The 13,126-nt window shown below is 73.7% G+C and carries 11 protein-coding genes and 1 pseudogene; 4 read left to right on the top strand and 8 right to left on the bottom strand.

Going from position 1 to position 13,126, the window contains the following annotated elements:
- Window positions 1-113: 113 nt before the first annotated feature.
- On the top strand, window positions 114-1,256 hold the full coding sequence (locus AB0J64_RS48200; protein ID WP_364043132.1) for a lipase family protein: 1,143 nt from the start codon (window positions 114-116) through the stop codon (window positions 1,254-1,256).
- A 162-nt stretch (window positions 1,257-1,418) separates the two neighbouring features.
- Window positions 1,419-2,072, top strand: coding sequence for an NADPH-dependent F420 reductase (gene npdG, locus AB0J64_RS48205; RefSeq protein ID WP_364043134.1), 654 nt, complete (start codon window positions 1,419-1,421; stop codon window positions 2,070-2,072).
- A gap of 12 nt (window positions 2,073-2,084) precedes the next feature.
- On the opposite strand, the gene AB0J64_RS48210 is transcribed toward npdG, so the two are convergent.
- From AB0J64_RS48210 to AB0J64_RS48235, 6 genes are read right to left on the bottom strand one after another with little or no spacing between them, the layout of a single operon-like run.
- Window positions 2,085-2,690, bottom strand: a complete 606-nt coding sequence (locus tag AB0J64_RS48210; protein WP_344985491.1) for a response regulator transcription factor — start codon at window positions 2,688-2,690, stop codon at window positions 2,085-2,087.
- Window positions 2,687-3,769: a sensor histidine kinase gene (locus tag AB0J64_RS48215; protein ID WP_364043136.1), complete on the bottom strand. Its 1,083-nt coding sequence runs from the start codon at window positions 3,767-3,769 to the stop codon at window positions 2,687-2,689. The genes AB0J64_RS48210 and AB0J64_RS48215 overlap by 4 nt, the downstream gene beginning before the upstream one ends.
- Window positions 3,770-3,789: 20 nt before the next feature.
- Window positions 3,790-4,503, bottom strand: a complete 714-nt coding sequence (locus AB0J64_RS48220) for an ABC transporter permease (protein ID WP_364043138.1) — start codon at window positions 4,501-4,503, stop codon at window positions 3,790-3,792.
- Window positions 4,500-5,378: an ABC transporter ATP-binding protein gene (locus AB0J64_RS48225; RefSeq protein ID WP_364043140.1), complete on the bottom strand. Its 879-nt coding sequence runs from the start codon at window positions 5,376-5,378 to the stop codon at window positions 4,500-4,502. The genes AB0J64_RS48220 and AB0J64_RS48225 overlap by 4 nt, the downstream gene beginning before the upstream one ends.
- Before the next feature lie 45 nt (window positions 5,379-5,423).
- Window positions 5,424-6,110 carry an alpha/beta hydrolase gene (locus tag AB0J64_RS48230; RefSeq protein ID WP_364043142.1) on the bottom strand — a complete coding sequence of 229 codons (687 nt, stop codon included), beginning with the start codon at window positions 6,108-6,110 and terminating at the stop codon, window positions 5,424-5,426.
- Window positions 6,111-6,123: 13 nt separating this feature from the next.
- The gene (locus tag AB0J64_RS48235; RefSeq protein ID WP_364043144.1) at window positions 6,124-7,542 is read right to left on the bottom strand and encodes a PLP-dependent aminotransferase family protein; all 1,419 of its coding nucleotides are present in this window, start codon (window positions 7,540-7,542) and stop codon (window positions 6,124-6,126) included.
- Between the two features lie 59 nt (window positions 7,543-7,601).
- Between AB0J64_RS48235 and AB0J64_RS48240 the strand changes: the two genes are divergently transcribed.
- Together AB0J64_RS48240 and AB0J64_RS48245 are read left to right on the top strand one after the other, a co-directional pair.
- Window positions 7,602-8,789, top strand: coding sequence for an aminotransferase class I/II-fold pyridoxal phosphate-dependent enzyme (locus AB0J64_RS48240; RefSeq protein WP_364043146.1), 1,188 nt, complete (start codon window positions 7,602-7,604; stop codon window positions 8,787-8,789).
- 7 nt (window positions 8,790-8,796) lie between these two features.
- Entirely contained in the window at window positions 8,797-9,771 is a 975-nt protein-coding gene (locus tag AB0J64_RS48245) for a pyridoxal-phosphate dependent enzyme (RefSeq protein WP_364043148.1), read from the top strand.
- Window positions 9,772-9,777: 6 nt separating this feature from the next.
- On the opposite strand, the gene AB0J64_RS48250 is transcribed toward AB0J64_RS48245, so the two are convergent.
- Window positions 9,778-10,554 carry a phosphopantetheine-binding protein gene (locus AB0J64_RS48250; RefSeq protein ID WP_364043152.1) on the bottom strand — a complete coding sequence of 259 codons (777 nt, stop codon included), beginning with the start codon at window positions 10,552-10,554 and terminating at the stop codon, window positions 9,778-9,780.
- 75 nt (window positions 10,555-10,629) lie between these two features.
- Window positions 10,630-13,020: pseudogene (locus AB0J64_RS48255) on the bottom strand (type I polyketide synthase); the annotation flags it as partial.
- Between the last annotated feature and the right edge of the window lie 106 nt (window positions 13,021-13,126).

Genomic DNA, 13,126 nt, shown 5'->3' on the forward strand with positions numbered 1-13,126 from the left:
ACGAGGTGCGTTTCCGCGTCATTTCAACCCTTGACACGGGGTTACTCCCGGGTAACGATCGGCTCGCGGCGCCGCCGTCCCAAGTATGTGGTCCTCACGGAGAGGGGCGGCACATGACCTTACGTGTCCGCGTCAGCATGTCCATGATCCTGTTATTGATCATGTCCCTCACCACGACCCCGGCCCGCGCCGCGGCTCCGGGAGACGTGGTCTCCGCCCAGCCCACGACCGTCTACCTCCTGCCGGGCAAGCTGCTGGAGGTCCCGGTCAACGCCTGGCACCTCCGCTACAACTCCACCTCCGCCACCGGCGCGCTCAACACCGTGTCGGGGACGCTGCTCGTGCCCAAGAGCAGCTATCCGCTCGGCGCGCGCCCCGTCATCGGGTACGCCGTGGGCACCCACGGGCTCGGCGACCAGTGCGCCCCCTCGGTCAGCATGAGCCAGGGCCGGGAGGCCGAGCTCGCGCTGGTGAGTCTCTTCCTGCTCAAGGGGTTCGCGGTGGCCATGACCGACTACGAGGGGCTCGGCACGCCGGGGCCGCATACGTACATGGCCGGGATCTCGCAGGGGCACGCCGTGCTCGACTCGATCAGGGCCGCCACCCGCGTGTCCGGGGCCGGGCTGTCGAGCGGGGCGCCCGTCGCCGTCATGGGCTACTCCCAGGGCGGCTCGTCGGCCGGGTGGGCGGCGCAGCTGCAGCCGTCGTACGCGCCCGAGCTGCGGCTCAAGGGGGTCGCGGCCGGCGGCGTGCCCGCTGACCTGCACGCGGTCGCCGACCACCTGGACGGCGGGCCGAACTTCGGCCTGGCGGCCGCGGCCGGGGTCGGGCTCGACGCGGCCTACCCCGAGCTGAACCTCCAAGCCGACCTCAACGACCGGGGCCGCGCCCTGCTCGCCGACGCCGCCGACGACTGCGTGGGCGACCTCGGCAAGCTGGCGGGGCTCAGCTTCTCCGACCTGAGCCCGGTCGACCTGCTCAACCAGCCGAAGTGGCTGGTCCGGCTCGGGCAGAACCGCCTGGGCGCCGTGGCTCCGCGGGTGCCGATGTTCCTGTATCACGCGCAGGGCGACGAGATCATCCCGCTCGCCGTGGGGTCCACCCTGCGGTCCGAGTACTGCCGGGCCGGGGTGACCGTACGGTGGACCGCGCTGCCCGCGCCCGACCACGTCTCGGGGGCCGTCGAAGGAGGGCCGCTGGCCATCGAATGGCTGGCCCTGCGGATACTCGGGCTGCCCGCCACCGGCAACTGCTGACCCGCGTCCCGGCCGGGCCCGCCTCGCCCGGGCCCGGCCGGCTGCTCGCTCGGCATCGCCCGGGCCCGGCCGGCCGCTGGCCACCCACTCGGCCGGTGGAAGGGCAGCTCGGTAGGGGTGGGCGGGTCGGGGGCCGTTCGGCGAGGTGGCATTATCTGGCGTATGACAGACGTGAGCGGACTCTCCATCGCCATCCTCGGCGGCACCGGCGACCAGGGGAAGGGGCTGGCGCGGCGGTTCGCGCTGGCGGGGCATCAGGTGCTGATCGGGTCGCGTAGCGCGCAGCGCGCCCAGGACGCGGCCGGCGACATCGGGGCGGGCGCGACCGGCGCCGAGAACGCCGTGGTCGCCGCCCAGGCCGACATCGTGATCGTGGCGGTGCCGTACGAGGGGCACAAGGCGTTGCTGGAGTCCCTGCGCGCCGAGCTGGCCGGGAAGATCGTGGTCGACTGCGTGAACCCGCTCGGCTTCGACAAGCAGGGCGCCTACGCGCTGCCGGTCGAGGAGGGGAGCGCGGCGCAGCAGGCCGCGGCGGTGCTGGCCGACAGCCGGGTGGTGGCGGCCTTCCACCACGTGTCGGCGGTCCTGCTGATGGATCCGGCGGTGGAGAAGGTGGACCTCGACGTGCTGGTGCTGGGCGACGACCGCGAGGCCACCGACACGGTGCAGGCGCTGGCCGAGGTGATCCCGGGCGTGCGCGGCGTGTACGGGGGGCGGTTGCGCAACGCTCACCAGATCGAGGCGCTCACCGCCAACATCATCTCCGTGAACCGCCGCTACAAGGCCCACGCCGGGCTGCGCATCACCGACATCTGACCCAGAGGAGGGTCACAGCCAGCCGGCGTCCTCGGCGATGCGGATGGCGTCGATCTTGTTGCGGGCGCCCGTCTTCGTGATCGCCCCGGTCAGGTAGTTGCGTACGGTGCCGGGGGAGAGGTGGAGGCGGGAGGCGATCTCCTCGGCGGAGGCGCCCCTGGCGGCCTCCTTGAGCACCGTGGACTCGCGGGGCGTCAGAGGGCTCTCGCCGTACTGCATGGCCGAGGACACCAGCTCGGTGTCCAGCACGCGCAGCCCGGACGCGGTGCGCCTGATCGCGTCCGCCAGCCGGTCGCCCGGCGCGTCCTTGACCAGGAACGCCTCGATGCCCGCGGCCAGCGCCCTGCGTACGTGGCCCGGCTGGCCCATGGCCGTGAGCACCAGGACGCGGCACGACGGAAGGCGCTCCAGGAGCGTGGCGGCCGCGGTGATGCCGTCGACGACCGGCAGGTCGATGTCCACGACCGCGACGTCGGGCCGGACCCGGAGGGCCTCGGGCACGATCTCGTCGCCCCGGGTCACCTCCGCGACCACCTCGATGTCCGGCTCCAGGCGGAGCAGGGCGGTGAGCGCGGCGCGGATCATGTGCATGTCCTCGGCGAGCAGCACCCTGATCATGCTGCGACCTCCACGGCCAGGAGGAAGCCGCCGGTGCCGGTCGGGGCGGCGGTGCAGGAGCCGCCTGCCTGGGCCGCCCGCTCCGCCAGCCCCGTGAGGCCCCCTCCGGCGGAGCCCGCGGACTCGGGGGCGCCGTCGTTGGCCACCTCGAGCCGGAGCGTGCCGCCGTTCACGGACGTGGTGATCGTGCAGGTCGTGGCCCTGCTGTGGCGCAGCACGTTGGTGACCGCCTCGCGTACGGCCCAGGCCAGGGCCTCCTCCGAGCGTCTCGGCATCGCCGTGTCCGCCAGGTGGGCCTGCACGCCTATGCCCGACGACTCCAGCAGCGCCACCGCCCGGTCCACCTCGCCCGTCAGCGACATCGCCCGGTAGCCCCTGGCCACCTGACGTACATCCTGGGCCGCCTCTCTGGCGACCTGCACCAGCTCACCCATCTCCGTACGGGCGGCGGTGGGGTCGCGTTCCACGAGCCGGGAGGCGAGGTCGCCCTTGAGCGCGATCGCGGTGAGGCTGCGCCCGAGGCCGTCGTGCAGGTCGCGGGAGATGCGCAGGCGCTCCTTGAGCACCGCGGCGTCGGCCAGCTCGGCTCTGGCCTGCTCCAGGTCCGCGGCCACGCGGACGAACCGCACCAGCGCGTAGATCATGGCGCCCGTCGTCGGCACGGTGACCGTGTAGAAGAGCACGACCACCAGGTCGGAGCCCGTCGCCAGCACGGCGCCCTCGTACAGCATCATGAGTCCCACCAGCGCGCCGCCCCAGCCCAGCGGCAGGAACACCAGCAGCGTCCCGGCCAGCATCGGCGCGGACACCGCCGACATCCCGCCGGGTAGCAGGAAATCCGGCAGGTACGTGGCGACCGCCTGGAGCACGAGCGTGAGCGGGAAGTGGGGCGGGCGCTCGCCGCGCAGGCCCGCCCGCATGTTCAGGTAGTGCGTGGAGATCACGGCGAGGATCGCGACCCCGCTCGCCGCCCCGTAGCCCGGCCCCCACCGGAAGTAGAGCAGCGCGATCACCGTGTAGGCGACCGAGACGGCGATGATGAGACCGCCGGCGAGCTTCCTGGCCGATGACGAGACCACAGCGACGATGATGACCTTTCTTATGATCTGCGAGGTTCCCAGCGGAACCATAGCCGGATCGCGACCAGCCCGAGGAGCGTCCAGGCGGCCAGCACCAGGGCGGGCACGGCGAGGTCGCCGGTCTTGACGGCGTTCACGACGGCGGTGGTGGGCAGCAGGTCGAGGACGGGGCGTAGCCACGAGGGCAGCGGGATGGGGCCCATCGCGCCCGCGGAGACCCCGGCCACCAGGAAGACGGGCATGGTGAACGCGGCCGCCAGCTCGAAGCGCGGGATCGCGGCCGTGTACGCGGCGCCGAGGAGGGACAGCACGGCCGACCCCGCGACCGTGATGGCGGCGAACCCCAGCGGGTCGGCGGGCAGCGGCACGCCGGCCACGAACCGTACGGCCACCGTGGACAGCATGATCAGGGCCACGGTCTGCGTGGCCGTGCTGGCGATCTGGCCGATCAGGATCTGCCCGTCCGTCAGCCGGCTCGCCCGCAGCCGCTTGAGGATGAGCTGGTCGCGGCGGGCGGTCAGGGCGACGGCGACGTTCATGAACGCGGTGATCGCCAGCAGCACCGAGATCGAGCTCTGGAAGATCGAGGCCGCCGACGAGGCGTCGCGCACCTGCTTCATGAGCAGCGGCATCCCCACGACCAGCCCCACCGGGGTGATCACCGAGGCGAACAGCATGCTCTTGTCCCGCCAGAACAGGCGCGTGCCGAGGCGGTAGGTGGCGGTCAGGCTCATCGGGCGCTCTCCAGGAAGAGGTCTTCGAGGGTGGCCGGGCGCACCTCGAGGCCCGCCAGGCGCAGGCCGCGGCCGGCCGCCCAGGTCAGCAGCGTCTGCGCGGCCAGGTCGGGGTCGTCGGCGCGGCAGACGGCCGTCTCGCCCTCCACGGTGACGGGCAGCGGCAGGTCGCCGGGGTCCACGTGCGCGGGCAGCCGGAACGCCACCCGCCCGGAGCGGGCGGCGAGGGTCTCCGCCATGTCGCCCGACGCGACGACCTCGCCCGCGTCCATGATCGCCATGGCGGAGGCCAGGCGCTGCGCCTCGTCCAGGTAGTGCGTGGTGAGCAGGATCGTGGTGCCCTGCCGGGCGAGGTCGCGGACGACGTCCCACGTGCTCCTGCGTGCCTCGGGGTCCATGCCGGTGGTCGGCTCGTCGAGGAAGAGCACGTCGGGGCGGCTCAGCAGGGCCAGCGTCAGGTCGAGCCGGCGCTTCTCGCCGCCGGAGAGCTGGCGCACCTTGGTGGTCCGCTTGGCCGTCAGCCCGGTCAGCTCCAGCGCCTCGTCGCGGGCCCGGGGCGCGGCGGTGAAGTCGCGCCAGGTGTCGACGGTCTGGGCCACCGTCAGGTCAGGGAAGAACCCGGCCTCCTGCAGCATGATCCCGGTGCGCTGCCTGACGGCCGCGCGGTCGGCGTACGGGTCGAGGCCGAGCACCCGCACGGTGCCGCCGTCGGGCCGCTGGAAGCCGGCCAGCACCTCGATCGTGGTGGTCTTGCCCGCGCCGTTGCGGCCCAGCAGCGCGAAGATCTGACCTTCCGCCACCTCGAACGAGATGCCCTTCACCGCCTCGAACCCCTGGTGGCTCTTCCTGAGCCCGTGCACGTTGATCGCTGTCATGCGTACGAGTGTTCCGGGGCTGGTCGCGGGGCGGCAGTGAAGAATTCACGACTTCCGCGAGAGCTTGAGCAGCGCCTCCGTGACGCCTTCCGGGTCGACGAGCTGGTGCAGGTGCATGCCGGGCACGCGGGTCACGGGCCAGCCTCGGCGGGCCGCGTCCTCGGCGACGTTCTCGTACGGCGGCCCGAACCACAGGCACGAGCACCTGACGTCGTCCCAGCCGGAGGGCACGGGGACGAGCTGGGTGTAGTAGTCGAGCGGCAGCCGCGGCTGCTCGGCCGCCACCCGGATGCGTACGGCGGGATCGGGCAGCATGGCCACCACGTCCTCCTCGTCCCACCAGTCGGTCCAGCGCGGCAGCACGCCGTCGGGGCCCGCCAGGTCATGCAGGAACGGCAGGAAGCTCTCCTCCGCGACCTTGATCAGGCCGTCGCGCGGCGGGATGTGCGCGTCGGCGAACACGCACGCCACCACCCGCTCGCCCAGCCCCTCCTTGATCAGCGGTAGGAAGAATCCGGCGTTGCTGTGCACGGCCAGCACGACGGGAGTGTCCGGGGTGGCCGCGCGCACCGCCTCCACCACCCGGGGCCAGTACGGCGCGCCGCCCGCCGCCACGCCGGTCAGGTCGGGCACCACGGCCGCGTGCCCGCGGCGCTCCAGCAGCTCGGCCACGGGCGCCCATGTCGACGGCCCGACGGAAGGGCTGTGCACGAGTACGAAGGTCGTCTCCATGGGGTCCACCCTGTCAGACGATCAGGGGGTGGCGGGAGACCGAGCGGCCCGATCCGTCGTAGTCCGCCCAGGCCACGGCCAGGTTGTTCACCGCTCGCGAAAGCTCCTGCTCCGGGAAGAGGAAGTGCACGCGCGTGCGGTCGGCGTGCCCGCCGAGCGGGTCGAACGACCTCCCCGGCGGCACCGCGACGCCGTGCCTGAGCGCGACCTGGGAGAAGGAGTCGACGTCGCCGCGCGGGATCCGTACCCAGATGGTCTGGCCGCCCAGCGCCGGCTCGAAGGACCACGACGGCAGGTGCGCGCGCAGCTCGGCGCACAGGTGGTCGTGGCGCTCCCGCAACGTGCGCACGCGCGCCGCGCGCACCTCGTCCAGGCGGCGCAGCAGGGCGACGGCGGCGAGCTGGCTGAAGACCTCGCCGCCCAGGTCGTGCACGGCTCGCAGCCTGGCCAGCCGTGAGACCAGCGGCGCCGCCGCGCGGATCCACCCGACCCGCAGGCCGCCCCAGACGAGCTTGCTCAGCGAGCCGACGGAGATCAGGTTCTCGCCCCCCTTGAACGAGGCCAGCGGAGGCGGAGTCTCGCCGGTGAAACAGAGCTCGGCGCAGACCTCGTCGTCGATCAGCGGCACGTCGTGCTCGGCGGCCAGCGCGGTCAGCCGCCTGCGGGCCGGGCGGTCCATGATGGAGCCGTCCGGGTTGCGGCCGGTGGGGACGAAGTAGGCCAGGGCGGGGCGTTCGCGCAGGTCCTCCGCCGTTCCCGGCCGGATGACGGCGGCGGCGTGCCGGAACACCTCCAGCGCGCCCGGATACGTCGGCGTCTCGGCCAGCACCGTGTCACCGGGCGCCAGCAGCAGGCCGGTCAGCAGCGTGATGGCCTGCTGCGCGCCCGTGGTCACCATGATCTCGTCGGCCGTCGTGGGCACGCCGCGGCCGGTGTAGTAGGCGGCCAGGGCCGCGCGCAGGGCCGGGTTGCCCGCCGGCTGGTAGCCCAGGTCACGCGTCCCGGCCAGCCGCGCGCTCGCCTCCTCGTACGCCTCGAACATCGCGGCCGGTGGGTCCTCCGGCGCGGCGCACGTCAGGAGCTGCACGCCGTCCGGCGGGTGCAGGAGGTGCAGCAGCAGCGGGTTGGCCGCCACGCTGTCGGCGGTCCGCGTCGAGGGCAGGTCGAGCGCGGCCACCCGGGTGCCGCTGCCCTGGCGGCGCAGCACGCGGCCCTCCTGCTGCAGCAGGTCGTACGCGGCCACCACGGTGCCCCGGCCCACCGCGAGGCGCCTGGCGAGCACCCGGTCGGGAGGCAGGGCCTGGTCCGGCGGCAGCACGCCGTCGTCGATCAGGGCCCGCAGCCTGGCCGCGAGCAGCAGGTAGAGCGGGCCGCGGCCCGACGCCCAGCGGCCCAGCAGATCGACGAGATCATCGAGATTGGCCCCATTCATGGACCAATTCTGCCGTATTGGCTCTCACATCGGGCCTCCTCCGCGGCGATCCTTGGTATATGACCGAATCCCGTCCTGAGATGCTCCGTCCGGAGACCCGCGCCGTTCACGTGCCGCAACCCTCCATCGAGGGCAGCCGCCCGATCACCATGCCGATCTACCAGACGTCCGGGTTCAGCTTCGACGACCCCGCCGTGATGGCCGACGCGATGGGCCGGGCCGACGGGCCGTTCGTGTACGCGCGCTACACCAACCCCACCGTCCGCTCGCTGGAGCTGGCCGTCGCCGACCTGGAGGGCGGGACCGCGGCCATCGCCACGGGCTCGGGCATGGGCGCGATCAACACCGTCCTGCTCGGGCTGCTCAAGCCCGGCGACCACCTCATCGCCCAGGCCTCCCTGTACGGCGGGACCGCCGCCATGATCAACGACCTGGTGGGCAGGTTCGGGATCACGGTGTCGTACGTGCCCGAGAACGACCCCGCCGCCCTGCGCGCCGCCGTCCGGCCGGAGACCCGCCTGGTCTACCTGGAGACGATCAGCAACCCGATGACGCTGGTGGCCGACCTGCCCGGGATGTGCGCGGCGGCCCGCGAGCTGGGGATCCTGTCCGTGGTGGACAACACGTTCGCCACACCCCTCCTCTCCCGGCCCATCGAACACGGGGCGGACATCGTCGTCCACTCCACCACCAAGTACCTGTCCGGGCACACCGACGTGGTGGGCGGCATCGCCGTCTTCGCCTCCGACTCCCTCTACGAGAAGGTGTGGCACTTCGCGATCGAGCTGGGGGCCTCGGCGGACCCGTTCGCGGCCTGGCTGTCGCTGCGGGGGCTGCAGACGCTGGGGCTGCGCATGGAACGGCACTGCTCCAACGCCCGCTTCCTCGCCACCCGCCTCGCCTCGCACCCCGCCGTCACCGCGGTGCACTGGCCGGGGCTCTCCTCGCATCCCTCGTACGAGCTGGCCGGGAAGCTGCTGTCGGACTTCGGCGGGGTGCTCTCGTTCGACCTCGCCGGCGGGCGGGCTGCGGGGGAGAAGTTCATGAGCTCCGTACGCCTGGCGCTGCTCGCTCCCTCGCTCGGCGGCGTGGAGACGCTCGTCCTGCACCCCGCCACCACCTCGCATCGCGCGCTGAGCGCCGAGGAGCTGGTCAGGAGCGGGATCGGCGAGGGCACCGTACGCATCGCGGTGGGCATCGAGCACCCCGAGGACCTCTGGGCCGACATCTCACAGGCCCTGGCATAGTGACACTGTGGATTATTCGGATGTGCTGGCCGCGGCCGGTCGTATCGACGGGCACGTGCTCCGCACGCCGGTCCTCGAAATCTCGGCCGGGGTCTTCTTCAAGCTGGAGCTGTTGCAGCACTCGGGGTCGTTCAAGGTGCGGGGGGCGTTCAACCGCATCCTGTCGGCCGGTGAGCTGCCGCCCAGCGGGGTGATCGCCGCCAGCGGGGGCAACCACGGGCTGGCGGTGGCGTACGCGGCGCGGTCCCTGGGGGTGCGGGCGGAGATCTTCGTGCCCGAGGTGACCAGCCCGGTGAAGGTGGCGGGGCTCGCGGCGCTGGGGGCGCACGTCACGCAGACCGGCGCCATCTACTCCGAGGCCGCCGAGGCCGCCGCCAAGCGCGCCGCCGAGACGGGCGCGCTGGCGGTGCATGCGTACGACCAGGCCGAGGTGGTGGCGGGGCAGGGCACCACGGGGCTGGAGATCGTGGAGCAGACGGGCGGCGTGGACACGGTGGTGGTCGCCGTCGGCGGCGGAGGCTTCGCCGCCGGGATCACCCTGGGCACCTCCGGCGGCGTGCCGGGAGGTACGCCCGGGGGCGCGCAAGGACGTGCGCCTGGGGCCGTTCATGAGGCCGGGCCGCGGATCGTCGCGGTGGAGCCCGAGCGGATCCCGACCCTGCACGAGGCGCTGCGGGCGGGGGAGCCGGTGCCGGTGGAGGTCGGCGGGGTGGCGGCCGACGCGCTGGGCGCGACCAGGCTCGGCGCCATCCCGTTCGAGATCCTTTCGTCGCCTCGGGTGCGGAGCGTGCTGGTGAGCGACGAGGCGATCATCGAGGCCCGGCGCACCCTCTGGGCGCGGCACCGGGTGGCGGCGGAGCCCGCCGGCGCGACCGCGTACGCGGCGCTGCTGGCGGGCGCCTACACCCCGGCCCCGGGCGAGCGGGTGGCGGTGGTGCTCTGCGGCTCCAACACCGACCCCGCCACCCTCACCACCGCCTGACCTCCCTCACCCCGCTTCGGCACCTGAGGGGGACACCAGCCCGGCGATGTAGTCGGAGACCGCGGCGACGGTCGGCTGCTGCCACAGCAGGGTCGTCGGCAGCGAGCAGCGGAACCGTTTCTCCAGCCGCCGCCGGACGACCACCGTCAGCACCGAGTCCAGCCCCTGCTCGACCAGCGGCCGGTACGGCTGCAGGTCGCCCGGGGCCAGCCGCATCTCCTTGGCGATCTGCGCGCCGACCTCCTCCAGGAGGAACGCGCGCAGCTCCTCCGGCCCCAGGTCGGCGATGGACTCGGCGGGCCGCGCGCCGTCGGCGCCGTTCTCCGCGGGTGCCGGCACGTCGATCACCGGGTACCGCAGCCCCGACAGCCAGCCGACGACGTCACCGGCGCCGTCGGTCACCCGTACCTGCACCGTGTCGGCGCGCTCCGGGTCGAGCCACACCTCGATGTCCACCGTGTCCGGTGGCTCTCCGACCGCGACCAGCCGATCGACGTGCGTCACCATGCGAAGCAGCGGATCGCCGGGGAACGCGCTCGGCGCCACCGACATCGCCGCGTCCAGAACGGGCGCCCACGTGGCGGCCGGCCCGCACCGTACCCGGGCGCGCAGCGCGCCGTCGCCGCGCAGCAGTTCCTCGACCGTCCAGTCGAACCCGGTTCCGGGCACTCCCACGGCGGCGAGCCGCTGCATGATCAGGTCCGGCTCCGCCGGGGTGAGCGCGTGCGCCGGTGGGGCCGGCGCCTCTCCCGGCGTGGCGGGCACCGTCGCGGTGGCGATCATCTGCCAGGCGGCGTCCGGTTCGCCCGCGGTACGGGCGGCCAGCCGCAGCCCGGTTCCCTGCCGTACGACCTGGACCTCACGGCGGTCGGCGGTCAGCAGCGGCGCCGACATCGTCACCTCGCCGAGCGTCTGACCTCCGGCGGCGGCGAAGAAGGTCGCCGCGAGCACGGCGGCCGGCACGATCTCCACGCCCTCGATGGCGTGGCTGCCGGGATAGGGCCGGGTCTGGTCGTCCACGCCGGTCCGCCAGAGCCGTACGTCGGAGCCCGCGAGCTCGATGCCGTCGCCGAGCAGCGTGTGCGTGTCCGGATCGTGGCCGCGACCGGCGGTGTCCGGTGCCGACGGCGCACGCCAGTGCCTGCGGTGCTGCCACGGGTACGTGGGGAGCACGACCGGCCCACCGGCCGGTTGCAGGCGATGCCAGTCCACATCGAGGCCGGCGCAGTAGGCCGCGGCCACGCTGGCCGGCAGGGTGACGCGCGGCGGGCGGTTGCGCCGCAACGACGCGCCGACGAAGATCTCCTCGTGCCCGCCCGCGCTCAGCGTCTCCAGCACCGAGTGGGTGACCACCGGGTGCGGGGAGATCTCGACGAACGCGCGGTATCCGTCGGCCGCGGCCGCCGCGACCGCGTCGGCCAGGCGCACCGGCCGGCGTAGATTGGCCGCCCAGTACGCGCCGTCGAAGCCGTGACTGGTCCGTGGATCGTCCAGCGCCGTCGAGTAGACGCGGATGCCGGGGGCGTCGGCCGTCAGGTCGCCCGCGGCGGCGGTCAGCTCGGCCAGCAGCGGATCCATCTGGGGCCCGTGGAAGGCCACGTCAGAGGCGACCCGGCGGGCCGGGATCCCCTGCTCGAGCCAGCCGGTCAGCACCTCGGCCACGGCGTCGGGATCGCCGGAGACGACCGTCGAGCCGGGCGACGACGCGATCGCGGCGACCACGTCGGCACGGTCTCCCAGCAGCCGCGCCGCCTCGGCGAACGGCAGCTGCACCATGACCATCGCACCGCGACCGGCGACCCGCCGAAGCAGCCGGGAGCGCCGGCAGATCAACCGGGCTCCGTCCAGGCGGCTCAGCGCCCCGGCCGTCACGGCGGCGGCGATCTCGCCGACCGAATGGCCGATGACCGCGTGCGGACGCACCCCGTACTCCCGCCAGAGCTCGACCAGGCCGAGCTGCATCACGAAGATCATGGTCTGGATCCGGTCCACCTCGGTCAGCTCGTCCTCGGTGAGCGCCTTCCGTGGCGAGAAGCCGATCTCGGCGGCGAACACCGGCTCCAGCTCGTCGACCACCGAGGCGAACGCCGGCTCGGTCTCCAGCAGTTCGCGGCCCATGCCGGCCCACTGCGAGCCGTGTCCGGAGAACACGAACACCGGGCCGGGACCGGGATCGACGAGCACCTGCCCGGTGGTCACCGCGTCGTGCGGGGTGCCGGCCGACAGGATGCGCAGCCGGTCGGCCAGCGCGGCCGGATCCTCCGCCGCCACCACCGCCCGGTGCGGCAGGTGGGCGCGGCGCAGCGCGAGCGTGTGCCCGACGCCGGCCGCCGGCAGGTCGCCGACGACGCCGGCGAGGTTTCCCGCGGCCTGCCGCAGCGCCGCCCGCGACGCGGCCGACACCGGGAACAGCCGGCCCGCGGTCCCTTCTGCGGGTGGCTCTGCCGGCGGCGCCTGTTCGAGTACGACGTGGGCGACGGTGCCGCCGTAGCCGAAGGCGGAGACCGCGGCCCGGCGCGGATGCGCGGACCCGGGCCACGCCGTCGGCGCGTCGACCACCCGCAGCCCGGCGCCCTCCCAGTCGACGGCCGGAGTGGGCGTGTCGAGCCGGCTCGGCGGGATCTGACCGCGTTCGAGCGCCAGGACGGCCTTGACCAGGCCGGCGATCCCGGCGGCGCCCTCGAGGTGACCGATGTTGGACTTGGCCGAGCCGATCAGGCACGGCTGCTCCGGCGGCCGGCCCTTCCCGTAGACAGCGCTCAGCGCGCCGGCTTCGAGCGGGTCGCCGACCGCGGTGCCGGTGCCGTGCGCCTCGACGTAGCCGACCGTGCCCGGCTCGACGCCCGCCTGCCGCAGCGCGCGGCGCATGACGTGCTCCTGCGCCTGGCCGCACGGCGCCATGATGCCCGCGGTACGGCCGTCCTGGTTGACCGCGCTGCCGCGGACGGTCGCGAGGACCCGGTCTCCGTCGCGTACGGCGTCGGCGAGCCGCTTGAGCACCACGACCACCGCGCCCTCGCCCCGCCCGTACCCGTCGGCGGCGGCGTCGAACGACTTGCTCCGCCCGTCCGGTGCCAGCGTGCCCGCGGCGTCCAGGGTCAGCGTCTCGCCGGGGGACAGGATGAGGTTGACCCCGCCGGCCAGCGCCACGTCGGTCTCGCCGGACCGCAGGGCCTGCACGGCCAGGTGGAGGGCGACCAGCGACGCCGAGCACGCCGTGTCCACCGCCATGCTCGGGCCGCGCAGGTCGAGCGCGTATGCTCCCCCATCGGGGCCCCGACACGGCGGCCGAGCCGCCGGTGATCTCGCCGGCCGCGCGCAGGACGTCCGTCACGAGGTCTGCGACGTCCGGGTC

Origin of the sequence: Nonomuraea sp. NPDC049695 (assembly GCF_040674955.1) — a bacterium.
Taxonomy (GTDB): domain Bacteria; phylum Actinomycetota; class Actinomycetes; order Streptosporangiales; family Streptosporangiaceae; genus Nonomuraea; species Nonomuraea helvata.